This is a genomic window from Streptomyces sp. NPDC088762 (genome assembly GCF_044750905.1).
In the GTDB taxonomy this organism is placed as follows: domain Bacteria; phylum Actinomycetota; class Actinomycetes; order Streptomycetales; family Streptomycetaceae; genus Streptomyces.
In genome coordinates, this window is record NZ_JBIVKT010000012.1 from 1 (window position 1) to 24,327 (window position 24,327).

23 protein-coding genes and 1 pseudogene are annotated in these 24,327 nt (G+C 72.6%); 13 read left to right on the forward strand and 11 right to left on the reverse strand.

Annotation, left to right across the window (positions count from 1 at the left end; genetic code table 11):
- Window positions 1–535 precede the first annotated feature (535 nt).
- Both ACIP5M_RS24660 and ACIP5M_RS24665 read left to right on the forward strand, forming a co-directional pair.
- A complete protein-coding gene (locus ACIP5M_RS24660; protein WP_008743912.1) occupies window positions 536–739 on the forward strand; it encodes a cold-shock protein in 204 nt (67 codons plus the stop codon).
- Between the two features lie 121 nt (window positions 740–860).
- Window positions 861–2,552, forward strand: coding sequence for a DEAD/DEAH box helicase (locus ACIP5M_RS24665; protein ID WP_401200663.1), 1,692 nt, complete (start codon window positions 861–863; stop codon window positions 2,550–2,552).
- A 95-nt stretch (window positions 2,553–2,647) separates the two neighbouring features.
- Here ACIP5M_RS24665 and ACIP5M_RS24670 read toward each other — a convergent pair whose 3' ends face one another.
- From ACIP5M_RS24670 to ACIP5M_RS24690, 5 genes are read right to left on the reverse strand one after another with little or no spacing between them, the layout of a single operon-like run.
- Window positions 2,648–3,580, reverse strand: coding sequence for a tyrosine-protein phosphatase (locus tag ACIP5M_RS24670; protein WP_401200665.1), 933 nt, complete (start codon window positions 3,578–3,580; stop codon window positions 2,648–2,650).
- A 30-nt stretch (window positions 3,581–3,610) separates the two neighbouring features.
- Window positions 3,611–4,684, reverse strand: a complete 1,074-nt coding sequence (locus tag ACIP5M_RS24675; RefSeq protein ID WP_401201142.1) for an NAD(P)H-dependent flavin oxidoreductase — start codon at window positions 4,682–4,684, stop codon at window positions 3,611–3,613.
- A 13-nt stretch (window positions 4,685–4,697) separates the two neighbouring features.
- Window positions 4,698–5,426 carry a CoA-transferase subunit beta gene (locus ACIP5M_RS24680; protein ID WP_401200667.1) on the reverse strand — a complete coding sequence of 243 codons (729 nt, stop codon included), beginning with the start codon at window positions 5,424–5,426 and terminating at the stop codon, window positions 4,698–4,700.
- On the reverse strand, window positions 5,423–6,274 hold the full coding sequence (locus ACIP5M_RS24685; protein ID WP_401200670.1) for a CoA transferase subunit A: 852 nt from the start codon (window positions 6,272–6,274) through the stop codon (window positions 5,423–5,425). The genes ACIP5M_RS24680 and ACIP5M_RS24685 overlap by 4 nt, the downstream gene beginning before the upstream one ends.
- A complete protein-coding gene (locus ACIP5M_RS24690; protein ID WP_401200673.1) occupies window positions 6,271–7,065 on the reverse strand; it encodes an enoyl-CoA hydratase family protein in 795 nt (264 codons plus the stop codon). The genes ACIP5M_RS24685 and ACIP5M_RS24690 overlap by 4 nt, the downstream gene beginning before the upstream one ends.
- 56 nt (window positions 7,066–7,121) lie before the next feature.
- Between ACIP5M_RS24690 and ACIP5M_RS24695 the strand changes: the two genes are divergently transcribed.
- The gene (locus tag ACIP5M_RS24695) at window positions 7,122–7,910 is read left to right on the forward strand and encodes an SDR family oxidoreductase (protein ID WP_401200675.1); all 789 of its coding nucleotides are present in this window, start codon (window positions 7,122–7,124) and stop codon (window positions 7,908–7,910) included.
- A 1-nt stretch (window position 7,911) separates the two neighbouring features.
- Window positions 7,912–8,823, forward strand: coding sequence for an SDR family oxidoreductase (locus tag ACIP5M_RS24700; RefSeq protein ID WP_401200677.1), 912 nt, complete (start codon window positions 7,912–7,914; stop codon window positions 8,821–8,823).
- 67 nt (window positions 8,824–8,890) lie between these two features.
- On the opposite strand, the gene ACIP5M_RS24705 is transcribed toward ACIP5M_RS24700, so the two are convergent.
- Window positions 8,891–10,852, reverse strand: a complete 1,962-nt coding sequence (locus ACIP5M_RS24705) for a hypothetical protein (RefSeq protein WP_401200680.1) — start codon at window positions 10,850–10,852, stop codon at window positions 8,891–8,893.
- 231 nt (window positions 10,853–11,083) lie between these two features.
- Entirely contained in the window at window positions 11,084–11,545 is a 462-nt protein-coding gene (locus tag ACIP5M_RS24710) for a MarR family winged helix-turn-helix transcriptional regulator (protein WP_401200682.1), read from the reverse strand.
- 193 nt (window positions 11,546–11,738) lie between these two features.
- Here ACIP5M_RS24710 and ACIP5M_RS24715 point away from each other — a divergent pair, with 193 nt between their 5' ends.
- Together ACIP5M_RS24715 and ACIP5M_RS24720 are read left to right on the forward strand one after the other, a co-directional pair.
- A complete protein-coding gene (locus ACIP5M_RS24715; protein ID WP_401201145.1) occupies window positions 11,739–11,936 on the forward strand; it encodes a 2Fe-2S iron-sulfur cluster-binding protein in 198 nt (65 codons plus the stop codon).
- Between the two features lie 29 nt (window positions 11,937–11,965).
- Window positions 11,966–13,228, forward strand: coding sequence for a Gfo/Idh/MocA family protein (locus ACIP5M_RS24720; protein ID WP_401200684.1), 1,263 nt, complete (start codon window positions 11,966–11,968; stop codon window positions 13,226–13,228).
- Here ACIP5M_RS24720 and ACIP5M_RS24725 read toward each other — a convergent pair.
- Both ACIP5M_RS24725 and ACIP5M_RS24730 read right to left on the reverse strand, forming a co-directional pair.
- Window positions 13,225–13,593: a DUF4180 domain-containing protein gene (locus ACIP5M_RS24725; RefSeq protein WP_401200687.1), complete on the reverse strand. Its 369-nt coding sequence runs from the start codon at window positions 13,591–13,593 to the stop codon at window positions 13,225–13,227. The two genes, ACIP5M_RS24720 and ACIP5M_RS24725, sit on opposite strands and share 4 nt — an antisense overlap.
- Window positions 13,594–13,657: 64 nt before the next feature.
- Window positions 13,658–13,951, reverse strand: a complete 294-nt coding sequence (locus tag ACIP5M_RS24730) for an IclR family transcriptional regulator C-terminal domain-containing protein (RefSeq protein ID WP_401201147.1) — start codon at window positions 13,949–13,951, stop codon at window positions 13,658–13,660.
- 25 nt (window positions 13,952–13,976) lie between these two features.
- Between ACIP5M_RS24730 and ACIP5M_RS24735 the strand changes: the two are divergent.
- Both ACIP5M_RS24735 and ACIP5M_RS24740 read left to right on the forward strand, forming a co-directional pair.
- A pseudogene (locus tag ACIP5M_RS24735) lies at window positions 13,977–14,281 on the forward strand (FAD-binding protein); the annotation flags it as partial.
- Between the two features lie 75 nt (window positions 14,282–14,356).
- Entirely contained in the window at window positions 14,357–14,626 is a 270-nt protein-coding gene (locus tag ACIP5M_RS24740) for a hypothetical protein (RefSeq protein ID WP_401200690.1), read from the forward strand.
- Window positions 14,627–14,651: 25 nt separating this feature from the next.
- Here ACIP5M_RS24740 and ACIP5M_RS24745 read toward each other — a convergent pair whose 3' ends face one another.
- Complete coding sequence (locus ACIP5M_RS24745) at window positions 14,652–15,302, reverse strand: HAD family acid phosphatase (RefSeq protein ID WP_401200693.1); 651 nt, start codon at window positions 15,300–15,302, stop codon at window positions 14,652–14,654.
- 133 nt (window positions 15,303–15,435) lie between these two features.
- Entirely contained in the window at window positions 15,436–16,326 is an 891-nt protein-coding gene (locus ACIP5M_RS24750; protein WP_401200696.1) for a hypothetical protein, read from the reverse strand.
- A 163-nt stretch (window positions 16,327–16,489) separates the two neighbouring features.
- Between ACIP5M_RS24750 and ACIP5M_RS24755 the strand changes: the two genes are divergently transcribed.
- The 5 genes from ACIP5M_RS24755 to pepN all read left to right on the forward strand — a co-directional run bounded on the left by ACIP5M_RS24755 (window position 16,490) and on the right by pepN (window position 23,724).
- A complete protein-coding gene (locus ACIP5M_RS24755) occupies window positions 16,490–17,245 on the forward strand; it encodes a serine protease (protein ID WP_401201150.1) in 756 nt (251 codons plus the stop codon).
- A gap of 247 nt (window positions 17,246–17,492) precedes the next feature.
- On the forward strand, window positions 17,493–18,140 hold the full coding sequence (locus ACIP5M_RS24760; protein ID WP_401200699.1) for a response regulator: 648 nt from the start codon (window positions 17,493–17,495) through the stop codon (window positions 18,138–18,140).
- Between the two features lie 319 nt (window positions 18,141–18,459).
- On the forward strand, window positions 18,460–19,626 hold the full coding sequence (locus tag ACIP5M_RS24765) for a sensor histidine kinase (protein ID WP_401200702.1): 1,167 nt from the start codon (window positions 18,460–18,462) through the stop codon (window positions 19,624–19,626).
- A gap of 1,068 nt (window positions 19,627–20,694) precedes the next feature.
- Window positions 20,695–21,015 carry a chorismate mutase gene (locus ACIP5M_RS24770; RefSeq protein ID WP_215019815.1) on the forward strand — a complete coding sequence of 107 codons (321 nt, stop codon included), beginning with the start codon at window positions 20,695–20,697 and terminating at the stop codon, window positions 21,013–21,015.
- A 201-nt stretch (window positions 21,016–21,216) separates the two neighbouring features.
- A complete protein-coding gene (gene pepN / locus ACIP5M_RS24775) occupies window positions 21,217–23,724 on the forward strand; it encodes an aminopeptidase N (RefSeq protein ID WP_401200704.1) in 2,508 nt (835 codons plus the stop codon).
- Window positions 23,725–24,327: the final 603 nt, after the last annotated feature.

The window sequence follows — 24,327 nt, forward strand, 5'->3', positions numbered from 1 at the left end:
GTTGCGCGCTCGTCCTGCGGGGACACTCCGGCGTGTCCCCACCCCAAGCCCCACTCCGGCCCCACCCGGGCCGGGGGTCGCAATCCACTCCCCCGCGCACCGGGCCGGTGCCTGTTGCCTGCTGGTGGAGCGGGGGCACGCCGGGACGTCCCCGCAGGACGAGCGCGCAACCACCGTGCACATGTCGAAGCGGGGCTTAGTGCGCGAGCCGAGGAGACGTCCCGGAGGGACCCCGCGACCCCGACCGGCAAACCGCTCCCGCCCGGAGGACACCACCCCAGCCCCGCCGGCGTTTGAGGCGAACCACACCAGGCCCGGGGGACGGGCAGAGCCACGGGCGCGCGGGTACCACGAAGGGCGGAGATCACAGCCTCGGGTCGACACCCACCGGGGGAGATGTGCTAGCTTAGTTCTCGTTGCAGTTGTGGTACCCATGAACTTTATGTGCGCCTGACGGGAATGTTCCTCAGGCGCTTTTATTGTTTTTCCCGGAATCTCCGGATGGGGCCCTTGCCGCCTATTCAGGAGATTCAAAATGGCACTTGGCACCGTGAAGTGGTTCAACTCGGAAAAGGGCTTCGGCTTCATCGAGCAGGACGGCGGCGGCCCGGACGTCTTCGCCCACTACTCGAACATCGCCACCCAGGGCTTCCGTGAGCTCACCGAGGGCCAGCGCGTGTCCTTCGACGTCACCCAGGGCCAGAAGGGCCCCCAGGCGGAGAACATCCTCCCCGCCTAAGTTTTTCGGCATGCCGGGGTCCGCACCGCACGGTGCGGACCCCGGCTTGTCTGCTGTTTCGACCCGTGTGCAACACGCCTTGTATGTGCAGTACCTGCCGGTTTCAGGAGGGCTTTCTCGCATGACCAGCTCCAGCTCCGCACGACCCAGCCGCCGCCCCACCCGGGGTCGAGGTGCGGCCCAGGGACGTCCGAAGGCTGGCGCGGGACGGCAGAAGTCCGCCCCCGTGGCCCGGCCCCAGGAATTCACCATGCCCGAGCCGATCGCCCCGGCGCTGCCGCCGGTCGCCGCGTTCGAGGACATGGACATGCCCGAGGCGCTGCTGAAAACCCTCGCCGCCCAGGGCGTGACCGAGCCGTTCCCGATCCAGGCCGCGACGCTGCCGAACTCGCTGGCCGGCCGTGACCTGCTCGGCCGCGGCCGTACCGGCTCCGGCAAGACGCTGGCCTTCGGCCTGGCGCTGCTGGCCCGGACCGCCGGCCGCCGCGCGCAGCCGAAGCAGCCGCTCGCCCTGGTCCTCGTACCGACCCGCGAGCTCGCGCAGCAGGTGACCGACGCCCTGGCCCCGTACGCCACCGCGGTCAACCTGCGCATCGCCACCGTCGTCGGCGGCATGTCGATCAACCGGCAGTCCGGCGCCCTGCGCCGCGGCGCCGAGGTGCTCGTCGCCACCCCCGGTCGTCTGAAGGACCTCATCGACCGCGGTGACGCCGACCTCTCGCAGGTCGCGATCACCGTCCTCGACGAGGCCGACCAGATGACCGACATGGGCTTCATGCCGCAGGTCACGGCGCTGCTCAAGCAGGTCGAGGCCGGCGGCCAGACCATGCTGTTCTCGGCGACGCTCGACAAGAACGTCGACAAACTCGTCAAGATGTTCCTGACCGACCCGGTCGGCCACTCCGTCGACCCGTCGGCCGGCGCGGTCACCACCATGGAGCACCACGTCCTGTACGTCATGGACGAGACCGACAAGAAGGCCGTGGCCACGCGTATAGCCGCCCGCGACGGCCGGGTGATCATGTTCGTGGACACCAAGCGCGGAGTCGACCGCATGGTCAAGAAGCTCCTGGCGGACGGCGTACGGGCCTCCGGCCTGCACGGCGGGCGCTCGCAGCCGCAGCGCAACCGGACGCTGGACTGGTTCAAGACGGGTGAGGTCACCGCGCTGATCGCCACCAACGTGGCCGCGCGCGGCATCCACATCGACGACCTGGACCTCGTCGTCAACGTGGACCCGCCCACCGACCACAAGGACTACCTGCACCGCGGCGGCCGTACCGCCCGCGCCGGCGAGTCCGGCAGCGTGGTCACCCTGGTGCTGCCCGACCAGAAGCGGGACATGACCCGCCTCATGTCGGACGCCGGGATCTCCCCGCGCACCGCGCAGATCAAGTCCTCGGACGAGGAGCTGTCCCGGCTGACCGGCGCCAAGGCGCCCTCCGGCATCCCGGTGGTGCTGGACGTACCGCAGCCGACCGCGCCCAAGCAGCGCAGCGGCTCGGGCTCCGGTTCGGGCTCCGGCTCGCGCCGCCGGTCGGGCGGACCGCGCACCGGCTCCGCCACGGGCGGCGCGCCGGCGGCCGGCGGCCGAGGCCGCCGCGCCGGTGGCGGCGGCACCGGGCAGGCCCCGGCGGCCTCCGGGTCGGGCCAGGCCCGTCGCGGGCAGGGCGGCGGCCAGGGCGGCGGGGCCGCCGGCTCCGGCGAGCGCGGCCGCCCGCGCACCGGGGGCGGCTCCACGGGTGGTGCGGCCGCGGCCTCCGCGCGCAGCCGGGTCGGCACCGGGGGCCAGGGCCGCCGGCGGGCCGTCTGACCGTAGCGGAACACCGACGTACGACGACGCCGGGCAGCCCTTCACGGGGTTGCCCGGCGTCGTCGCATCCGCTTCCGGTTTCGCTTCCCCTTCCGCTAGCGGACCAGCTTGGTCTGGAGCTTCGCCAGGGTCCGCAGGTCCAGGCCGAGGCCGTCGGTCAGGTAGCCGTAGAAGCTGCCGTAATCGGCTTCCAGCTGGGCCGTCGCGGCGTCCAGGTAGTCCTGGCGGACCTCCTGGAGCGGGATCAGCAGGTCCGGGTTCTGCATCCGCCCGGACTGCTTGAGGCCCGCCCGCACCTGGGCGTCGTACGCGGCACGGAAGGTGTTCGACGCCAGGTAGTCGCGTTCCGCGGTGTCCTCGGGGACGGCCAGGGCGCGCAGCAGGACGTAGCTCATCCAGCCGGTCCGGTCCTTGCCCGAAGTGCAGTGGTACAACAGCGGACCCTGTCCGCCGTCCGCGATCTCCCGCACGGTCGCCGCGAACTGCGCCCGGTTCTCGGGGCTGGTCACGAAGGTGCGGTAGATGTCGCGCATGTAGGCCTCGGCGCGGCCCCCGCCGAGCATCTGCTCCTGTTTGACGGGGTCACCGCTGGAGATCGCGCCGACGAGGGTCCCGTAGAGGCCGAGGTCGCTGACCGGGCGCGAGGTGGGGGCGAGCCCGGCCGGCAGCTTGTCGGCGCCGTCGTACTGGAGCTCCATCGGGATGCGGAAATCGACGACCTTCGTGAGGCCGAGACCGGACACGGTGGTGATGTCCGCGGCGGTCAGCTTGCTCAGTGCGTCGGAACGGTAGACCAGGCCCTGGCGGACCTGGCCCCCGGTCCAGGTGTAAGAGCCGCCCAGGTCACGGAAGTTGACCGCGCCCTGGAGGGGAATCTGGCGGATCGGTTCCGCCTGGAGGTACTGGTGGTGCCGGGCACTGGCCCCGGCTCCGGGCGCCGCTGCCGCGTGAGCGGCGGCGGGCAGGGTCCCGATGGCGAGGGCGGAGGCGAGGACCGCGGTCGCCAGGCGGATTCGGGCACGGCTCATGTATGCGACTCCTGTGACGGAGAAGGGGGATCACCCTGGTGGTGGCAGGGCGCGGAGCGAGTGCAGTTCTTCTAGTGCCTGTCGTGCTTCGGCCATGACGCGGGAGACGAGCTCCGCACAGGACGGGAGATCGTCGATCACCCCTGCGACCTGGCCCGATGCCATGACGCCGAGGTCCGTACGGCCCTCGACCATGGACGCCTTGAGGAGCATGGGGGTGTTCGCGGCGAGCAGGACCTGGCTCCAGGACAGGTCCTTGCCGTGTTTCATCGCCAGGCCGTCGCGCACCATCTGCGACCAGCTCAGGCCGGACAGTTTCTTGAACCCGGCCGCGTGCCGGACGGCCCGGACCAGCGCCCGGGTGCGGCCCGCCCGCTCCAGGGAGTCGACCAGCTCGGTGCGGAGCATGCGGTGCGGGAGGCCGTCGACGGCCGTGGTGACGGTGACGTCCTTGACCGTGGCCCTCAGGTACTCCGCCTTGACGGCGTCCGGGACGGTGGAGTCGGAGGTCAGCAGGAAGCGGGTGCCCATGGCGATGCCCGCGGCCCCGTAGGCCAGGGCCGCCACCAGGCCGCGGCCGTCGCTGAAGCCGCCCGCGGCCACCACCGGGATGTCCACGGCGTCCACGACCTGCGGCAGCAGTACGGTCGTCGCCACGTCCCCGGTGTGCCCGCCGCCCTCGCCACCCTGCACGATCACCGCGTCGGCGCCCCACGCGGCCACCTTCTCGGCGTGCCGCCGGGCGCCGATCGAGGGGATGACGACGACGCCCGCGTCCTTGAGCCGGGCGATCAGCTCCTTGGAGGGCGCGAGGGCGAAGGAGGCGACCCGTACGCCCTCGTCGATGATCAGCTGCGCGCGCTCGGCGGCGTCCCCGGCGTCCGCGCGGAGGTTGACCCCGAAGGGGGTTCCGTCCGGCGTGCGGGACTTGACCTCCCGGACCGCCGAGCGCAGCTGGTCCATGGTCATCGTCGCCGAGGCCAGGATGCCGAGGGCCCCCGCGTTGGCCGAGCCCGACACCAGGCGCGGGCCCGCGACCCAGCCCATGCCGGTCTGCACGATCGGGTGCCGCACCCCGACCAGCCTGGTGAAGGCCGTCTCCATCGAATCCACCGGATCAGCCCCGTACTTCGCGGTCGCGCAGCCCCTTGGGGTCGATGACCTCGCGGATCAGGCGCAGCTCCTCGGCGGTCGGCTCCCGGGTGTACGGGACGTCGTCGCCGATCGCGAGCTCGAAGCCGGTGGCCTCCCGTACCTGGTCGACGGTGACCCCGGGGTGGAGGGAGGCCAGGCGCATCGAACGGGAGGGGCCGGCGAAGTCGAAGACGCCGAGGTCGCTGACCACCCGGGGGAGGCGGTGGTAGCGGGTGGCCGAGGCCCCGGCCGCCTCGGCGCGGTCGTGGCCGACGCCGCTGACCATGTCGACCTTCTCGACGAACACCCGGGGGGAGTGCTTCGGGATCCAGTAACTGACCGGGTTGTTCAGGGTGTTGACCGGGGCGCCGCGCACGCCCAGGAGCTGGCGGGCGGGCTGCCGCCAGTCGCCGATGCAGGAGATGTTCTGGTTGCCGAAGCGGTCGATCTGGCTGGCGCCCATCATCACGTGCCGGCGTCCGCCGGTGACCATGGTGAGGTGGCGCCGGTACGGGAGCCAGCCCTCGACCGTGCCGTCGAGGCCGACGAGCATCGCTTCGCCGTCGGTCAGGAGCAGGTCGGGGGAGAAGGTCCGCTTCGCGAGCCGGGCGCCGAAGGAGGGGATCAGGCCCATCGGGCTGGCGAGCACCTCGCCGTTGTCGCGCCAGGCTTCGGCGCACGCGATCACGCAGTACTCCGCACGACTGGTCATTTCTGCTCCTCGTGCCAGGTCCGGACCGCGCGCTGGTAGTCGTGCTCGGTGGCTCCCGAGAGGAAGCGCTCCGCGAACTCGGGCCAGGGGGTGGTCGCGTAGAGCTTCTGGAAGGCCTCGTCGCGGTCGTAGTCGGGCACGCAGGAGGTGAAGTGCGCACCGTGGGGGGTCTCGACGACCCCCGTGACGGAGTGGCGGCTGACCAGGAGGGACTGCGGGGGACCGGCCTTCGTGAGCTCGGCGGTCTCGACGAGCTGCTCGCAGGAGACGTAGGCGGCGTCGGCGGCCTCGCAGAAGAGGTCGTCGAAGTACGGGTCCGGTCCCAGGTACTGGGCGTTGCCGAGGCGGTCGGCCCGGCTCAGGTGGACCAGAGCGGCGTCCATGCGCAGGGCGGGGACGGCCACGAACTCCTCGCCGTCGGCGTAGGGGGAGGTGACGGTGCGCAGCTCCGGGTTGACCCGCATCACGTCGGAGCCGAGGCCGGCGCGGACGGGGAGGAAGGGCAGCCGGTTGGCGGCGGCGTGCAGGCCCCACATGAACATGGCCTCGTCGTACTCGGTGAGGGTGAAGGCGGCGCGCTCGCGGGCGGCCCGGAAGTGGGGCTCCAGCGGGATCGAGTCGAGGGTGGCGAAGGGGGCGACGAGCCGGCTGATGCGGCCCGCGGCGGCCAGCAGGCCCACGTCGGGGCCGCCGTACGAGATGACGGTGAGATCGGTGATCTCGGAGCGGAGCAGCGCTCGCACCAGGGCCATGGGCTTGCGCCGCGAGCCCCAGCCGCCGATGCCGAGGGTCATCCCGCTGCGCAGCCGCCCGACCACCTCTTCGGGGGTCATGGTCTTGTCGGTCACGTCCGGTCCTCCCTGCTCTGCCCGCCCTGCGCGCTCTGCCCGTTCTGTTTGCTCTGCCTTCCGAAGGTGTCGCGGACCCGGTCGGCGACCCCGCTGAGGTTGGCCTCGAAGGTGAATCCCTGCTCGAAGCGGTAGCTGCGGCGCACGTCGACGGGGTCGATGCCGTTGATGGCGGCCTTGGCCAGCCGGATGAGGTAGCCGTCCTTCTTCGCGATCTCGGCGGCCAGTTCCAGGGCGGCGGCGCGCAGTTCGCCGGGCGGGACCACCTTCCAGACCGAGCCGTGCGCGTGCAGTTCGGCGGCGGTGGCGGTGCGCGAGGTGTAGTAGAGCGCCCGCATCAGGTGCTGCGGGACGAGGCGGGCCAGGTGGGTGGCGGCGCCGAGCGCGCCGCGGTCCAGCTCGGGGAGCCCGAAGGTCGCGTCGTCGCTCGCCACGATCGCGTCGGCGTTGCCGACGAGGCCGATGCCGCCGCCGAGGCAGAAGCCGTTCACGGCCGCGACGACCGGTACCTCGCACTCGTAGACGGCGGCGAAGGCCTCGTAGCAGCCCCGGTTGGCGCCGATGAGGGAGGAGTGCCCGGTGTCGCGCTGCATCTCCTTGATGTCGACCCCGGCGTTGAAACCGCGGCCCTCGGCGGCGAGGACCACGCAGCGGACCTCGGGGTCGCGGCCGGCGGCCCGCAGGGCGTCGGCGAGGTCGTACCAGCCCTGCACGGGGAGCGCGTTGACGGGCGGGAAGTCGACTGTGACGAGTGAGATGCCCTTGTCCGGGCTCGAGGTGGAGACACCCATGAGCGGATCAGCTACCTTTCCACCAAACATTTGTTAGGTGAGGAAGGTAGCAGCCTATGGAGCTCGACGGGAGGGTCGTCGTCGTCACCGGTGGGACCCGGGGCGTCGGAGCCGGCATCGCCCGGTCGTTCCTCGCGGCCGGCGCGGAGGTCGTCGTCTGTGCGCGGCGCCCACCGGAGGAACCGGTGGCGGAGGGTGGCCGCAAGGCGTCCTTCGAGCCGCTCGACCTGCGCGACCAGGCCGCCGTACTCGACTTCTTCGGCGCGGTCGCCGGCCGGTACGGGCGGCTGGACTGCCTGGTCAACAACGCGGGCGGGACCCCGTACCGGCTGCTGGGGGAGGGCGGCGCCGAGCGGCACGCGCGGGTCGTCGAGCTGAACCTGGTGGCCCCGATGACGGCCTCGCTCGCGGCCCGTCCGTGGCTGCGGGCGACGCGGGGCTCGGTCGTGATGATCGGCAGCGTCAGCGGGACCCGGCCCTCGCCGGGGACGGCGGCCTACGGGGCGGCGAAGGCCGGGCTGGAGAACCTGGCCCGGTCCATGGCGGTGGAGTGGGCGCCCGAGGTACGGGTGAACTCGCTGGTCCTGGGCATGGTGCGGACCGAGCTGGCGCACCTGCACTACGGGGACGAGGCCGGGATCGCGGCGGTGGGCGCGACCGTACCGCTGGGGCGGCTGGCGGAACCCTCGGACGTGGGGGAGGCGGCGGTGTTCCTGGCCTCCGACCGGGCGCGGTACGTGAGCGGGGCGAGCCTGCTCGTGCACGGGGGCGGGGAGCGGCCGGCGTTCCTGGACGCGGCAACCGTGAACAAGGCAGCGGTGGACACCGTGGATGAGGAGAGCTGACATGGGCATTGCGGACGGTCGAGTGGTCATCGTGACGGGCGCGGGGCGGGGGCTGGGGCGCGCCCACGCCCTGGCCTTCGCGGCGGAGGGGGCGAAGGTCGTCGTCAACGACCTGGGCGTGGGGCTGGACGGGCTGCCGGGGCCCGACTCCCCGGCGGCCCTGGTCGTGGCGGAGATCCGGGCCCTGGGTGGGGACGCGGTCGCCCACGGCGGGGACATCGCGACGGCGGAGGGGGCGGCCTCGCTGGTGTCGTGCGCCCTGGACTCGTTCGGGCGGCTGGACACGCTGGTCAACAATGCGGGATTCCTGCGGGACCGGATGCTGGTGAACCTGGAGGAGGACGACTGGGACGCGGTCATGCGGGTCCACCTCAAGGGGCACTTCCTGCCCCTGCGGGCGGCCGCCAGGTGGTGGCGCGCGGAGGCGAAGGCGGGGCGGCGGGTCGCGGCGCGGGTGGTCAACACCTCATCGGGAGCAGGGCTGTTGGGCTCCGTCGGGCAGGGCAACTACAGCGCGGCCAAGGCCGGGATCCTGGGGCTGACGCTGGTCTCCGCCGCGGAGATGGGGCGGTACGGGGTCCAGGTGAACGCGATCGCCCCGGCGGCACGGACCCGGATGACGGAGCAGGCCTTCGCGGAGACGATGGCCGCGCCGTCCGCCGGGGCGTTCGACGCGATGGCCCCCGAGAACGTGTCGCCGCTGGTGGTGTGGCTGGGAGCGGAGGGCTCCGCCGGGGTGACGGGGAGGGTGTTCGAGGTGGAGGGCGGCCGCATCACGGTGATGGAGGGCTGGCGCCCCGGCCCCACCGCCGACCGGGAAGCCCGCTGGACCCCGGCGGAGGCGGGCGAGACGGCGACGAAGCTCCTGGCCGTGGCCGAGGCTCCGCTGCCGGTGTACGGGGCCGCGGATTAGAGGGCCGTGCGTGGAGCCCGGGAGCGCCGTGGACGTGGCGCTCCCGGGGGAGAGGCTGGGTGGTGGCTCAGCTGCGGCGCCTGGGCCGTGGGGCCGAAACCCTCTGGAGGTACTCCTTCACCGAGTCGAGGAGCTCCATCGAAGCCTCGACCTTGTCCCAGCCGAGGTCGTCGGTCGTCCCGTTCCTGTCTCGCTCGTCAAGGAACGCGTCCAGGGTGACGCTTGTGTTGACCAGCGAGGCTTCGAAGCGCTGGAACAGCCCTTCCTCCCGTGCGGCGGGATTGCGCACCGGGCCCTCGGCGCCGAACCCCTTGTGGGCGGCCAGCCGCAGGTGCGCGTCGTACGTGGCGCCCCGCCACCGGGCCGACTGCTGTACGAGCTGCCTGCTTTCGCTGTCCCACCAGCGGGGATCAAGTCCCTTGCGGGTGCGCTTGACCGCGTCGGCCAGCAGGATCCTGCCTTCCGGAAGGTCCAGCAGTGATCGGATCACCAGCCCGACCCCTGAGCGGTCGATCTGCTGACCGACCTCGGCCTCTGCCGAGCCGCGCGCCGCGAGGAGATGCCCGGAAGTCACCAGGGCGATCATGCCGAGGACTCCGAGGTAGTTGCGGTCCTGGCGGCTACCCGCGTCGGCGCCCTCGCGGATGCTGTCGATGTCCTTGTCGTGGGTCGCCGGCACGGCCTGCCAGTCGTCGGTGACGAGTTCCTTCCACAGGCAGCCGGAGTTCAGTGCCCGCCGGATCGACCTGAGCTGCTTGTCGGACCTGCTCGCCGAGAACGAGCGCAGTCCGAGTTCGGCGATGGGCGTGTTGCGGTCCTTCAGGTACACCCGGCTCTTGTGGAGCTTGTCCCGGAAGACGGCTCGGACCTCCGGCTGACGGCGGGTGAGTTGTTCGACGACGAGAGCGAACCGCTGGTCGGGCAGGGAGGGGTCGTATCCGAGGCCGCTCATGGCTTGTGTCATGCCTTCCCGGTCCCTTCCGATGAGCGCGTCGCGGAAGTCCTCGGCCGAGCATTCCGGCTCCTTGAAACATCCCTCCGCGTACAGGGCGCCGACGATCTCCTCGGCGACGACGGCGTGTTTGGCTCCGTCGTCGAAGGGCTTGACGCCCACGTTCATCCGCACGAGCAGCGAACGAACTGCCGCGGGGAACCGCTGCATTCCGCGCGTGGGATCGTCGTCCTCGTATCCGACGATGACCTGAACCGGGGCCGTCAGGGCGTTCAAGGCCATGGCCGCCCGGCGCCGCTCCTCGGTCCCGCTGTCGGGGTTGCGGAGCGTACCGTAGGCCGCCTTGACGATCTTCCTCACGAGCTCACGGCGGCCCTTGAGCGGCATGCGCATCAGGTCCGAGGGCTGCAGGGGCACCTGGGTGTGGTCGTTGCTCCCGGTGACCCAGCCGTGCTCCACGTGGATACAGCTGAAGCACGCGATCAGCCGGGAATTGCCGTCCACTGCGGTGATGTCGTCGATCTCCTGGCCGCGAGGGCCGTTGAACAGGGCCGGTACCACCGTCAGCGGCAGCTCCACGATGCGTTCGCCCACGTCCTGCGGGTTGTGGTACTTGACCCGCTCGGCGGCACGGTCGACCGATTCCATGAGGCTCTCGAACGCGTCGCGGTACATGAGCGCGGCGTACGAGTCGTGCGGCACGGGCATGGCGAGGGCGGTCGACACGCCTGCGTTGGGATCAGCCGCATACCGGGTGTCGGCCAGAAGCCGATCGTTCTCCACCGCCAAGGAGATCAGAGGCGTGTAGACGCGGAGCCGAATGATGTGGAGGGCCCCGTTCTCGATCCGGAACCATTCCGGCGAGGCCCTTTCGAGTTCCGAGGGGGTGACGGCCATCAACGCCAGCCGTTCCCGCATCGCCGGCGAGAGCTGGACGTTGGGCAGGTTCGCAAGATGCTGCTGGGCGCGGGTCGTCTGGCTCAGTGGTGGCAGCCGGTGCTCGAACTGGCCTGCTTCATTGCGGAAGTTCCCGATGGCGATGATTTTGACGTCATCGGGTTGGGGCGTGGTGCTCAAGGGCGACAACTTTCTGCAGCGTGGGACCTCGGTCCCACGTCGGCCATGCCGTGTCGTCGCCGGTGGCAGTCCGCAATCCTTGTGGTCGCACGCATGGGGCGGGACGGGCAAGGAACGTGCTGCGGGTGGACCTCGGTCCTTCGCGGCAGGCATCATCCGCCGGGCGGTCACGGCAGTGATCGGATCATCGTAGATCACTTTCTGGCGCTCCGTGGCGTTTCGGAAGTCCGCTCAGGAACCCGACAGGCGGGCCGCCGCGCGGAGTTGGCGGGTGTTGGAGCCTCGGAGGAAGCGGATCACCGTTTCCAGTTCCTCCGTGGTGAACTCCTCGCACAGCTCCGCGACCTCGCGCGCCCAGTCCTCGAACACCGGTCGGAGCGCGTCCAGCCGTTCCGGCAGGGCCTCGACCAGGACGCGCCGCTTGTCCGTCGGATGCCCGGTCCTGCGGACGAAGCCCTTGCGTTCCAGCCGGTCGACCAGGCCCGTCACCGAGGCGGGGGCCAGCCCCGAGAGCTGGGACAGCTCCTTCGCGGTCAGGGGGCCGCGACGCTGCAGCAGGTCCAGGGTCTTCGTCCCCGTCGCGCTCAGTCCCTGCTTCGCGGCCGCCGCCTCGTGGAACACCACCGTCGCCGCGCTGGTTCCCCGGCCCGTCCGGTTGAGTTCCTCCTGGGCCTTCGCCCGGCGCGCGCTCATCACTTCGTCTTCCTCGGCCAGGGCGGCAGTCTGACAAGTCTTTCGTTTGAGCTAACGAAAGACTTGTGATCGCACCTGTCGGCCTGCTCACCGACGCCGACCTCTTCTTCGGCCGCCTCGTCCTCGCCGCCGGCGCGCTCATGATGTACAACTCGGCGCGCACCTGGCCCGTACGCCGGCGCTGCTCGACGCGCTGCTCGCGGCCGGGCTCGACGCCCCGTACTCCTGCCGGGAAGGGGCGTGCAGCGCCTGCTGCTGCCGGGTCGTGGAGGGCGAGGTCACGATGGCCCGCAACGAGGTCCTGGACCAGGAAGACCTGGCCGAGGGTTACGTCCTGGCCTGCCAGGCGCTCGCGCGCGGCCAGGACCGGGTACGGATCAGCTACGACTAGACGGGCGGGCCGCGGGGAAGGGCTTGGGCATGCCTGCCGCTGTCACGCTCGCCGTCGTCGGTGCCGGAAACCGGGGCACCGGTTACGCACGCTGGGCCCTCGCGAACCGGGAGCGGGCCGAGGTCGTCGCCGTGGCCGAACCGCGCACCCCGCGGCGGGAGCGGCTCGCGGCCGCCCACGGGCTCGGGGCCGGGGCCGCGGTGGCCGACTGGCGGGAGCTGGCCGCCCGCGGGCGGATCGCGGACGCGGTCCTGATCTGCACCCTGGACCGGGACCACCTGGAGCCGGTGCTGGCCTTCGCCGCGCTCGGCCACCACATCCTGCTGGAGAAGCCGATGGCGCTGACGGAGGGGGAGTGCCGGCGGATCGTGGACGCGGTCGAGGAGGCCGGGGTGATCCTCGCGGTCGGCCACGTGCTGCGCTACACGCCCTACACGCGGGCGCTGAAGGCGGTCGTCGACTCCGGCCGGCTCGGCGAGATCGCCAGCGTCCAGCACCTGGAACCGGTGGGCTTCTGGCACCAGGCCCACTCGTTCGTCCGGGGCAACTGGCGCCGTGAGGACCAGGCGACGTCCATGCTGATGGCCAAGTCCTGCCACGACCTGGACTGGCTGCAGTACGTGCTCGGCCGGCCCCCCTCGCGCGTCTCCAGCTTCGGCCGCCTCTCCCACTTCAGGCCCGGGAACAGGCCCGCCGGCGCGGCGGACCGCTGCCTGGACTGCGCCGTGGAACGCGACTGCCCGTATTCCGCCGCACGCGACTACGGCGACCGGCTGGCGCGCGGCGAGCACTCCTGGCCGCTGAACGTGGTGGTCGACGAGTTCACCCCGCAGGCCCTGGAGGGGGCGCTGCGGGAGGGACCGTACGGGCGGTGCGTGTACGCCTGCGACAACGACGTCGTCGACCACCAGGTGGTGGCCATGGAGTTCGACTCCGGGGCCACGGCCACCTTCACCATGACCGCCTTCACCGAGCGGGCCGACCGCCAGACGCGGATCTTCGGGACGCGCGCCGAGCTGCGGGGTGACGGCCGGAGCCTGCGCGTCTACGACTTCCTGACCCGCGCGGAGGAGACCATCGCCTTCGACGGCGCCGGCGCGATGGACGCCGCGGGCGGCCACGGCGGCGGCGACGCCGGCCTCATGGACGCCTTCGTCGCCGCCGTCGCCACCGGCGACCCCTCGCTGGTGAGGTCCGGGCCCCGGGAGTCCCTCACCAGCCACCTGACCGTGCTGGCCGCCGAACGCGCCCGCCGCGCCGGCACCGTGGAGACGGTCGGCCCGTCCTGCTAGCGGGCGCCTTCCAGCCGCTCGCGCAGCTCCTCCGCGTCGGACAGGAACCAGGTCTGGCGGCCGCGGTTGCATTCCCGGACGAAGTCCCGGAGCGCCTCGCTCGCCTGCACGTGGCGGGAGATGTCGCCGAGGACGACCAGGCCCACCCGGTACTGGACGAACTTCTGGATGATGTCGCCCGCCAGGCGGGTGCGCAGCCGGAAGAAGGAGTCGTCGAACCGCTCGACGGGGATGACGACCCACTCGGCGCCCGCGTAGGAGGCGTTGCCGATGAGGTCCAGGGCGTCCGCCTCGGCGGCGATCGGCGCGCCGTCGGCGGGGCACATCAGGACGGGAACATCGTGAATGGTCTCCAGGGTGCTCATGGCCCCCAACGTAACGGGCCCGGCCCCCTGGCGAGGGGTCGGGTCCGTGAGGTATCAGTACCCACTACATCCACTCGCTGAACCGCAGCCAGCCCATCATGTTGTCCATCGTCCGTGCGGACACGGCAGGTTCCGGCTCCCGCGCCGGGGCGGACGCCGAACGCCCGGCGCGCCCCGGCCCGTACAGCTCGCGCCACACGGCCCGCGCGCACGCGGCGACCACCGGTCCCAGCCGGGCCAGTTCGCGTTCGCCGCGGCAGGAGGAGACCGAGACGGCCGCGACGGCCCGGCCGGCGCCCCGCAGCGGCACCGCCACGCAGGAGATCCCGCTGAAGCTCTCCTCGCGGTCGTGGGCCACTCCGCCGCCTGCCCGCGGCGATCGCCGCTTCAACGGCTTCGCCGAGGCGGGCACCGACGAGGACTTCGGGCGCGGCGAGAGCGTCTACGACCGCTACTACGGGGACCCCTGCCGAACCCGAACCTGGCGCCGCTCGACGGGCGGGTGCTGCGCGAGGACTCCACCCCGATCCCGGGCCTCTACGCCGCCGGGAACTGCTCGGCGGCGGTGATGGGGGAGACCTACCCGGGGCCGGGCGCGACCATCGGGCCCGCGATGGCCTTCGTCTGGGCGGCGGTCAACGCCATCGCGGGCGAACCGGGCGAATCGGGCGCCGCGGCCGGCGGCTGACGGAGCCGGGTGTTCCGCCGCGGCGTTCCGGGCACAACGCACAACGCCGGATGCGACGGAGGGGATGGTGGGGGCATGAGCCGCTCGGAACGGTGGTCCGCGTTCAGCGGGTTCCTGGCCATGGGGGTGTGGGGTGCGCTGGGCTGGATCCTGTTCGACCCGGACCTCCAGGGCATCCGGGACTCCCTCGGCTGGTGGATGCTCGCCATCGCCGCCGTACCCCTGGTGATCGGCGGCGTGATCGTGACCGTGTTCGACGAGGGCGACGGCGGCGGCTCCTGGGCCGACGAGGACGAGGAGGTGGGGCCCCGCGGCTTGCGCGGGTGCGGAGGGTGCGGCGGCTGAAGCCGGGCCCGGGACGGGCGCCGGGTCAGGACAGCTTGCCGTCGTAGTCCGGCAGCTTGACGGTGCGCTCGGCGTGCCCGCCGACCAGGTCGCTCTCGTTGTTCCCGATGTTGGCGATGATCGTGTAGCCCCGGGCCTCGATCTCGGCGCGCTTGCCCGTCTTGTAGGCACTCACCTGGTCGAACAGGTCGGGCAGATCGCGGACGTAGAGGTCGGAGACGGGAAAACCGACCGACTTGAGGTTGCGCTCGGTCAGGGAGTGGATGATCCCCGGTCGGGCGGTGACGAAGAAGACGGCGACGCCGCGGTCGTTCGCGTACCGGGTCAGCTCGCGGACCTTGGCTATCGCGGGGGTCGGGAAGGTCCAGAACCAGTGGAAGTCCGTCTCCAGCGAGGTGTTGTCGATGTCGAGGACGATCGCGGGCTTCTCGCCGGCGGGGGAGGCGGCGATGCGCTGCTCGATGGCCGGGCGGGCGGCGTCGATGACGGCGGCGACATCGCGCTGCCAGGTGGCGTAGTCGATGCCGAGGATCGCCGCGTTTCCGCCGGGCGCGGACGCGGTGACGGCCGCCGGCGCGGCCGGGGCCGCCTGGGCGGCGGTGGCCGGAACCAGGGTCAGGACGGCGGCCGCCGCGGCCACCGCGGCGGCGGTGGAGGCGGTACGGGTGCTGCGCATGGGGGGTCGCTCCTCGATCACGAGTTGGCATGTACGTGATCAGAGTTGGCGAGATCCGCACCGTTGTCTACTGGTCGGTAGGAAACTTTTCATGGCCACCGGGTGAAGCCGGCCCGGCCGGCGAAGACACCCCCTAGGTGTCGCAGTCCAGGACCGTGCGGCACAGCCCGCACCGCGCCCGCAGGCGTCCGCGCACCGGCACCCGCAGTCGCTGCCCGCACACCGGGCAGGGGAAGCTCACCCGCAGCCCGCCCTCGTCGCGGTCGAAGCGGTACGCCGCCCCCGGCGCCGAAGTCGCCCCGGACCGGCGGTCCTTGGCGTAGCGCAGCCGCGCCACGGGGCCCGCGGTGGTGAGCGGAGGCCGGCGCAGGTCCCGGCCGGCCATCGCGCGGCCGCGCACGTAGGCCTCGTACGCCTGCGGGCTGGTGAACCAGGCGGAGAGGTCCTCACCGGTCAGCCGTGCGCGCCGGGCCAGCACGTACCCGAACTCCTCCGGGGTGAGGTAGCCGAACCTCTGGTGGGTCAGCGCGTCCTCGCGGTACGCGTCGAGCAGCAGCCAGCCGACGCCGAGGTAGGCGGCGGTGGTGTCGGTGAGGATCTCGTTCTGCGCGGTGGCGGGGAAGGAGAGGCCCAGACGGTGCAGCAGGACGTGGGTGACCTCGTGGGCCAGGGCCGCGGCCAGATCGCGACGGTGCAAGCGGAAGCGGTCGTTCACCTCGACGAAGTACTCGGGTCCCGCCGCCAGTTCCACCGTGGCCGCCTCCTCCATCGGCCGGAAGCTCACCACCATGCGCGCGTCGGGCAGCCGCAGCGCGCGCACGATCGCCGCGGCCACCCGCTGGGCTCCCAGGTGCAGGTCGTCCTCGGCCGTGAACGCGGCGTCGGCGGGCGCGAAGCTGCCCGCGTAGGCGCGGATCCCGTCGGCCGAGAGGTGCCGGAAGAGTGCGGTGATCGAGGCGCGCACGGTGTCCAGGTGCGGAAATCCGTGCTCGACCGGGCTGCCCGGCCCGCTGTTCTGCGTCATGTCGCCCCCGGCGCCGGAAGTTGTCCGAAAACGCGTTCTTGATGCCCGCCATACGCCCGATGTGTCATGGACCCGTCATCCACACATCCCCATCCGATGACGCGCACGGCCTCAACCCCCCACGAAAGGCAGCGTGTTGACTGTGAACACCCTCGTGCGGTTCATGAAGCGCACCCTCGCCGTCGGCGCGGTCGCCCTCGCGGCCGTCAGCCTCCAGCCCGGCTCCGCCACCGCCTCCACCGCCCCCGTCGTCGGCGGCACCCGCGCGGCCCAGGGCGAATTCCCCTTCATGGTGCGCCTCTCCATGGGCTGCGGCGGCGCCCTCTACACCCAGCAGATCGTCCTCACCGCCGCCCACTGCGTGAGCGGCTCCGGCAACAACACCTCCATCACCGTCACCGCCGGAGTGGTCGACCTCAAGAGCTCCAGCGCCATCAAGGTCAAGTCCACCAAGGTCCTGCAGGCCCCCGGCTACAACGGCACGGGCAAGGACTGGGCGCTGATCAAACTCGCCAAGCCCATCAACCTCCCGACCCTCAAGATCGCCGAAACCAAGGCCTACGACAACGGCACCTTCACCGTCGCCGGCTGGGGCGCCACCCGCGAAGGCGGCAGCCAGCAGCGCTACCTGATGAAGGCCACCGTCCCCTTCGTCTCCGACGCCGCCTGCCAGGCCGCGTACGGCAGCTCGCTCGTCCCGAGCGAGGAGATCTGCGCCGGCTTCCTCGACGAGGGCGGCGTCGACACCTGCCAGGGCGACTCCGGCGGCCCCATGTTCCGCCGCGACGACGCCGGCGCCTGGATCCAGGTCGGCATCGTCAGCTGGGGCGAAGGCTGCGCCCGGCCCGACTACCCCGGCGTCTACACCGAGGTCTCCACCTTCGCCTCCGCGATCAAGTCCGCCGCGGCGACCCTGTAGCGGCTCCTCCGCCCCGTCCCTCCGGCCGGTCGCGCACCGCCCGGAGGGACGGGGTGCCGGGCCGTGGGCGCCGTAAGCCCGGTAAGCCCCGTAAGCCCCGTAAGCCCCGTAAGCCCCGTAAGCCCCGTGAGTCCCGTGCTCCTCGTACGACTGCGACTGCGACTGCGACTGCGGTTGCGGGCCGCCCCGCGCACCCGTCCCATGGAACCAACAGACCAGGCGACAGCGGGGCAGGCAGGGGCAGCGCATGGCGATCAGAGTGGTCATCGCGGACGACCAGGAGATGGTCAGAACCGGGTTCCGGATGATCCTCGAAAGCCTGCCCGACATCGAGGTCGTCGCCGACGTCGTCGACGGCGAAGCGGCCCTGGCCGCCGTCGCCGAGCACCGGCCGGACGTGCTGCTCCTCGACATCCGCATGCCGAAGCTCGACGGCCTAGAAGTCACCCGCCGCCTCGCGGGCAACGGCACACCACGCATCGTCATCGTCACCACCTTCGACCTCGACGAGTACGTCCACGCGGCCCTCCACGGCGGAGCGTCCGGGTTCCTCCTGAAGGACGCCAGCCCGGCCATGCTGGTTGAAGCGGTCCGCGCGGCCGCCGTCGGCGACTCCCTGGTCTCCCCGGCCATCACCGTCCGCCTCCTGCGCGAAATGGCCCCCCGCTCCCCGGCCGCCCGCCGCCCCGCCGAACCCCTGACCGACCGGGAGCGCGAGGTCGTCCGCTGCCTCGCGCGCGGCAAGACCAACGCGGAGATCGCCGCCGAGCTCTTCGTCTCCCTGTCCACGGTCAAAACCCACCTGGCCAACGTCCAGACCAAACTCGACGCGCGCAACCGCGTCGAAATCGCCGCCTGGGCCTGGGAAAGCGGCCTGGCCACCCCCACAGCGTGACCCGGCACAACCAGCCTCGCCCGGAAGGCCGCGGCGCAGCCGCCCTCTGGGCACGGTCGCTGCCGCCCCGCGATGAGGCGGCGGACCGGCACATCCAGCCTCCCCGGCGTTTGAGGCGCGGGGTGCGGGGCGGAGCCCCAGGAGGCCTTGGTGCAGCGGTCCCCTCCGCGCAGCCTCTCCCGCCCCGCGATGAGGCGGCGGACCGGCGCATCCAGCCTCGCCGGCGATTGAGGCGCGGGGTGCGGGGCGGAGCCCCGGAAGGCCGCGGCGCAGCCGCCCCGACACCGGCCGCCCCGCCCCGCAGGGAAAGGCAGGGACCATGAGCCCCCTCTCCGGCTGGGCCCGCCGCAACCCCCACACTGCGAACTGGGCCCGTCTCTGCCTCTCCCTCGTCCTCCTCGGCCTGGTCACCTTCGAGGGCGTCGTCCTCGCCCACCAGCCCAGCCTCCCGCACGCCACCGTCTGGGTGTCCGGCATCCTCGTGTGCCTCAGCGCAGCGCCCTGGCCCCGGATCCCCCTCCTCGCCCGCGCCTGGTTCGCGGCCGCCGTCACCTGGGCCGCCACCCTCCTCCTCATCTTCGGCAACCACCCGATCGTCGTCTGGGGCGGCGGAGAGGCCGTCGCCCTCCTCGTCCTCCTCACCCAGGTCCTGCTGCACGCCCCCGTCCGGACCGCCGCCGTCCTCGGCCCCCTCCTCGGCCTCGGCTGCATGGCCGTACCCGTCCGGGACACCGACCCCGGCCGGTTCACCCTCCTCTTCTCCGTGCTCACCGTCGTCGTCGGCGCGTTCTCGCTCCTCCTGCGCCTCCAGTCCGTCCAGCGCCTGCGCGAACTGCGCGCCGTACGCACCGCCGAACGCCTCGAGCTCGCCCGCGAGCTCCACGACCTCGTCGCCCACCACGTCACCGGCATCGTCGTCGAGGCGCGCGCCGCCCGGTTCACCCAGGTCTCCGCCGAACGCGCCTGCGAGATCTTCGGCCGTATCGAAACCGCCGGCGACGAAGCCCTCGGGTCGATGCGCCGCCTCGTCGCGATCCTCCGCGACACCGACGGCCCGGGCGACGCCGAAGGCCCCGGTGGCGGCACGAGCCCCGTCGCCGGCCTCGCCGACATCCGCGGGCTCACCGAACGCTTCTCCGTGACCGGCCCGCCCGTCGTCCTCTACGTGGAGGCGGGCCTCGAGAACCGCCTCCCCGCCCACGTCGCCGCGACCGCCCACCGCATCGTCCTGGAGGCCCTCACCAACATCGGCAAGCACGCCGCGACCGCCACCGCCGTCCGCGTCGGCCTGCGCACCGTCCCCGCAGGCCTGGAGGTCCGCATCGCCGACGACGGGGGCCGCCCCGCCAAGCTCTCCGAGAACGCCCGCGGCGGCGGCCACGGCCTCGCCGGCATGGCCGAACGCGCCGAAGCCCTCGGCGGCACCCTCACCGCCGGCCCCGCCCCGGAAGGCGGCTGGCTGGTCACCGCAACCCTGCCCCTTTAGGGGCCGACGGGGCTGGTGCGGGCGGTCGCAAGGCGGAGGAGGGAATCGAGGAAGGAGCGTCGGTGACCGACGACCACGCGGCGAGCGTGCGTGCCGGACTCGCCGGCCAGGCGGGACTTTGACGACACGACCCAAGGGGCGGCTCGCAGATCAGGCCGGGCTCCCGACGGCTGGTGCCGTGCCTCGCCGCGCTGTCGGTCACCCACGTTCCCCAGCCACCGCGTGGATCCCACCGAGTGGCCTCCCGCTCCGCTTTGCGATCCACGCCACCAGCCTCCGGACGCTGATCCGGCCTGACCGACGAGAGGCCCCTCCGGGCCGTCCGGCCCGGCCGACCAGGCCCGGCCGGACGCCTGGGCCGCTCGCCGCCGCGGTGTGGTCGGTCACCGGCGTCCCCCGGCAGTCATGGGCGGTGCCCACCGCAGTGGCTCCGTCCTACGCCGTGCCACAACGGCGCCGGACCACACGGGCCAATCGGTGCCGCGCGGCGCGCCCCCGCGAACCTCTCCGGTCACAGGCTCAGGGTGCGCCGCCGGAACCACCCCGGGTCACCAGCCCTGTCAGCCCGAACGTTCGGCGCGTGGCGGCCGCTCACCGACAGCCCCCAGCTGCCGCTCGGAGCTGCTCCCAGGGCCGGCGGGGCCCGGCTGTCCGTGCGCCCGCTGGCTTGTCGTGGCTCACGCATGCCCGGCTACGGCGCGCTCCCGGCCCGGTGGGCCGCCCCAGGCGTGGCTGACCGCTGATCGCTGACCGGGACTCCGGTGGCCGACGGCAACGCCGCGAGCGTCCGGGCCCGCGGATCCCACCGGCCCGAGGGCAGCGCCCAGGCTGCGGGCGCTACCCGGCCCAGCCACCGCTGGTAGCCCCCAGGCCGATGGGATCGCGCCGCACCCCCGCTCGCCGGGTGGTCGTCCCCCGGCAACCGCGGCAGGTGCACGCTGACGGACCCCGCCGCCACCGGACTCCGGCAACGGCCGGCCCCACCCGACGGACCTCCCCGGCCGGTATCCGTCTCACTGGCCGACTGGCCGAACGACCACCCGCCCCCGCCACGTATTCTCGGGAACCATGAACAACAGCGACATCGACGAGACCAACGAGGCCGTCACCGCCGAGCTCGCCCGCCTGCGGGACAGCATCGACAACATCGACGCGGCCGTGGTCCACATGCTCGCCGAGCGCTTCAAGTGCACCCAGCAGGTCGGCCACCTCAAGGCCAGGCACCACCTGCCCCCGGCCGACCCCGGCCGCGAGGCCAGCCAGATCGCCCGGCTCCGCCAGCTCGCCGAGAACGCCAAGCTCGACCCCGCCTTCGCCGAGAAGCTCCTCAACTTCATCATCGCCGAGGTCATCCGCCACCACGAGACCATCGCGGCCGGCGAGGAGTAGAGGCCCCGCCTCGCCCCGGCCGCCGGACCCGGCGGCCCGCCGCCGAAGCCACAGGCCCGCCGCCGGGCCCGCCCCCGCGCCGAACCGCCGGGCACGCCGCCGATCCCGGCCCGGTCCGGCCCGGCCGGCCCCCGCGCCACCCCGCCCCCGCTCCGGCCGTACCCCCTACGGCCCCGCGCCGCCGTCGGGCAGCATGGCCCCATGTCCGCACTGACGCGCAACGAAGCGCAGCTCCGAGCACAGCTCCTCGACGTCCACCACTACACCGTCAGCCTCGACCTCACCGTCGGCGACGACACCTTCGACTCCGCCACCGTCATCCGGTTCACCGCCCGCGCGGCCGGAGACACCTTCCTGGAGCTGAAACCGGACGCCCTGCTCTCCGTCGTCCTCGACGGCCACCCCCTCGACCCGGCCGCCCTCGACGGCAACCGCTTCCCGCTCACCGGCCTCACCCCCGGCCCCCACGAGCTGCGCCTCGACACCCGCATGCGCTACTCCCGCACCGGCGAGGGCCTGCACCGCTTCACCGACCCCGCGGACGGGGAGACGTACGTCTACACCCAGATGTTCCTGGACGACGTCCAGCGCGTCTTCCCCGCCTTCGACCAGCCCGACCTCAAGGCCGTCTTCGAGTTCACCGTCACCGCCCCCGCCCACTGGACCGTCCTCGCCAACGGCGTCACCACGCGCACCGCCGACCGGCCCACGGACGGCGCCGGCGTCTGGCAGTCCGCGCCCACCCCCGTCATCTCCACCTACCTCGCCGCCTTCGCCGCAGGCCCCTGGCACAGCGTCCGCACCGAACACGCCGGACTGCCCTTCGGCATCCACTGCCGCCAGTCCCTCGCCCCCCACCTGGACACCGACGCCGACGAGATCCTGTCGATCACCACCGCCTGCTTCGACCGCTACCAGGAGAAGTTCAGCGAGCCGTACCCCTTCGACTCGTACGACCAGGCCTTCGTCCCCGAGTTCAACGCCGGCGCCATGGAGAACCCCGGCCTCGTCACCTTCCGCGACGAGTTCGTCTTCCGCTCCGCCGTCACCGACACCGAACGCCAGCGCCGCGCCATGGTCATCGCCCACGAGATGGCCCACATGTGGTTCGGCGACCTCGTCACCCTCGCCTGGTTCGACGACATCTGGCTCAACGAGTCCTTCGCCGAGTACATGGGCTACCAGACCCTCACCGAAGCCACCCGCTTCACCGGCACCTGGACCGAATTCGGCATGGAGCGCAAGCCCTGGGGATACGACGCCGACCAGCGGCCCTCCACCCACCCCGTCGCCCCCGCCCCCGACGACGTCCCCGACACCGCCTCCGCCCTCCTCAACTTCGACGGCATCTCCTACGCCAAGGGCGCCTCTGCCCTGCGCCAGCTCGTCGCCTGGCTCGGCGAGAAGGACTTCCTCGCCGGCATCAACACCCACTTCGCCCGCCACAAGTTCGCCAACGCCTCCCTCGCCGACTTCGTCGACTCCCTCGCCGCCCACACCGAACGCGACGTCCACGCCTGGGCCGACATCTGGCTGCGCACCACCGGCATCGACACCCTCACCCCGCAGATCGAGGAAGCCCCCGACGGCTGGACCCTCACCGTCGACCGCCACGGCAGCCGCCCCCACCACATCGCCGTCGGCGTCTACGACCACGACCCCGTCGACCCCCACATCCTGGAGCTGCGCGAACTCCTCGACCTCGACGTCCCGTCCCGCGACGTGATCTCCGCCGGCGGCCCGCGCCCCGCGCTCCTCGTCCTCAACGACGCCGACCTCACCTACGCCAAGGTCCGCCTCGACGACACCTCCGTCGAAACCGCCCTGCGCGGCCTCTCCGGCATCCCCGAGCCGCTCACCCGCGCCGTCGTCTGGAACTCCCTGCGCGACATGGTCCGCGATGGGGAACTCCAGCCGGACACCTACCTGATGACCGCCGCGGCCCACCTGCACCAGGAACAGGACCTCGCCGTCGTCCAGGGCGTCCTCACCTTCGCCCGCAACCACGTCGCCGTACGCTACGTCGCCCCCGGCGAACGCCCCGCGGCCCTCGCCACCATCACCTCCATCGCCCGCGACCTCCTGCGGCGCACCGAGGACGGATCGGACCCCGGCCTGCGGCTCACCGCCGTCCGCACCCTCATCGACAGCGCCACCCAGCCCGATACCATCGCTGCCTGGCTCGCCGACGACACCGTCCCCGGCGGCCCCGAACTCGACCCCGAACTGCGCTGGCGCATCCTTGCCCGCCTCGCCGTCCTGGGCGCCGTGGGGGAGAGCGAGATCGACGCCGCCCTCGCCGCCGACCCCAGCGCCACCGGCGAGGAAGGCGCCGCCCGCTGCCGCGCCGCACTGCCCACCGAAGAGGCCAAGGCCGCCGCCTGGCAGCGCCTCTTCCAGGACGACACCCTCTCCAACTACCTCTTCAGCGCCACCGCCCAGGGCTTCTGGCAGCCCGAACAGGCCGACCTCGTACGGCAGTACGTGACCCGCTTCTACCCGGACGCCGTCGCCCTCGGCGCCCGCCGCGGCCCCGCCATCGGCGAAGCCGCCGGCCGCTGGGCCTTCCCCGCCCACGCCGTGGACGAGATCAACCTCCAGGCCGGCCGAGCCTGCCTGCAGAACCCCGACATCCTCCCCCTGCTGCGCCGCAAACTCGTCGACCAGCTCGACGACCTCGCCCGAGCCCTGCGGGTACGGAGCCAGTGACGCCGGGCGGAGGCAGCCGACGAACTGCACCGAGACCTGGGCGGTGGCGCGGAGACCGCCGCCCGGGCGGGCGGTGGTGACCAGCAGCGGGTACGTCCCGTCGGGCAGCAGCGGCACCAGGAAGCTGCCCGACGGGCCCGCCAGCAGCGCCGCCGGCCCCTCCAGCCGCCAGGTCATGTACTGCGGACCGGTGAGAGGCCCGGCCACCGGGCCGGGGTCCGGGCCGACCCGCTGAAGCCTTTCTCGCACCCGCGCCGCACCTCCCCGCCCGCGGCCGGCCGCCGGATCGACACCGCCGGCGACTGCGACTACCGCGGCACACTCGCCCACGGGTGCGGGTTGCCGCCGGTGCCGAGCGGGGCGAAAGCCCCCGAGGGGCCGGGCTGGTCCGCATCCGGGAGACCGGCGAGCCACTCGCGGCGCGCGACGGCGCCGGCCGAGCCCTCTGGCGCCACCGCCCAACGGCCCGGCCGGACGCGGCACAGCGCCCACCGAAGCCGATGGCTTGACCGGCAGCGGCCACAGCCCGGCCAGGGACCGTGCCGCAACCACACACTTCGCCAAGCCAGCAACAGCGGCCCCCGGCCTGCCCTCCGAGTGGGC